This window comes from Nocardia farcinica, assembly GCF_029867845.1.
Classification (GTDB): domain Bacteria; phylum Actinomycetota; class Actinomycetes; order Mycobacteriales; family Mycobacteriaceae; genus Nocardia; species Nocardia farcinica_A.
Window position 1 is genome coordinate 1 of record NZ_JARWRU010000411.1, and the last position, 1117, is coordinate 1117.

Here is a 1117-nt window from a genome sequence, read left to right on the forward strand (position 1 = left end):
GGAGACGGCGGCCCAGATGCTGAGCACCAGCAGGCCGACCCCGGCCCAGGCGCGCAGTTCGAAGCGCTGCCACAGCGGCAGCCGGGCGAGCCGGACCGGCTTTTCGGCGTCGGGCTCGGCGGGCAGCCGTGGCAGGTCGGAGAGCACCAGGCGCAGGTCGTCGCGGGTGGTGGTGGCGTAGACCCGGGCGACGCGCGCGTCGTATTCGACGATGTCGAGCCTGCCGTCGGCCAGGTGCCGGGCCAGTTGCCGCACGACCTGGTCGCGTTCGGCGTCGGAGGCGCGGGTAGCGGGCGAGATTTCCATGACCGGTTCTCCTGATCGACGGGGGGATACTCGAGGCCGACACTCCACTGTGGAATGTCTGACGTCCAGCATGCACCCTCCATAGTGGAATGTCAACCCGTGAAACACGACCAGACAGGTGTCCAGTTCTGCTGGCGAACACCGTCCCCGCCCGGCAGTATGGGCACGGTGCCGACGACGGCACACCGAACCACGAGGAGGCATGCGTGTCCGAAACCGTGCGCGGGGTCATCGCCCGAGCCAAGGGAGAGCCGGTCGAGGTGGTCGACGTGGTCGTTCCCGACCCGGGCCCGCACGACGTGGTGGTCCGCGTCCAGGCGTGCGGCGTCTGCCACACCGACCTGCACTACCGCGAGGGCGGCATCAACGACGAGTTCCCGTTCCTGCTCGGCCACGAGGCCGCGGGCGTGGTGGAGACCGTCGGCGCGGCGGTCACCCATGTCGAGCCCGGCGATTTCGTCGTGCTGAACTGGCGCGCGGTGTGCGGCGAGTGCCGCGCCTGTAAGCGCGGCAGGCCCTGGTACTGCTTCGCCAGCCACAACGCGAGCAAGAAGATGACCCTCACCGACGGCACCGAGCTGAGCCCGGCACTGGGCATCGGCGCCTTCGCCGACAAGACTCTCGTACACGAGGGCCAGTGCACCAAGGTCGATCCCGAGGCCGACCCGGCCGTCGCCGGCCTGCTCGGCTGCGGCGTGATGGCCGGTCTCGGTTCGGCGCTCAACACCGGCGGGGTGACCCGAGGCGACACCGTCGCGGTGATCGGCTGCGGCGGTGTCGGCGACGCGGCCGTGGGGGGGGGGGCGGGGGT

At 70.8% G+C, this 1117-nt stretch carries 2 protein-coding genes; one reads left to right on the plus strand and one right to left on the minus strand.

Annotated elements, in window-relative coordinates; translation table 11 throughout:
• Positions 1-306 (minus strand): DUF1707 SHOCT-like domain-containing protein (locus tag QH283_RS08785; RefSeq protein WP_280502525.1); only part of this gene is annotated, 306 nt, incomplete at its 3' end.
• Positions 307-512: 206 nt separating this feature from the next.
• Between QH283_RS08785 and QH283_RS08790 the strand changes: the two genes are divergently transcribed.
• A partial coding sequence (locus QH283_RS08790) for an alcohol dehydrogenase catalytic domain-containing protein (protein WP_280502526.1) occupies positions 513-1117 on the plus strand: 605 nt, incomplete at its 3' end.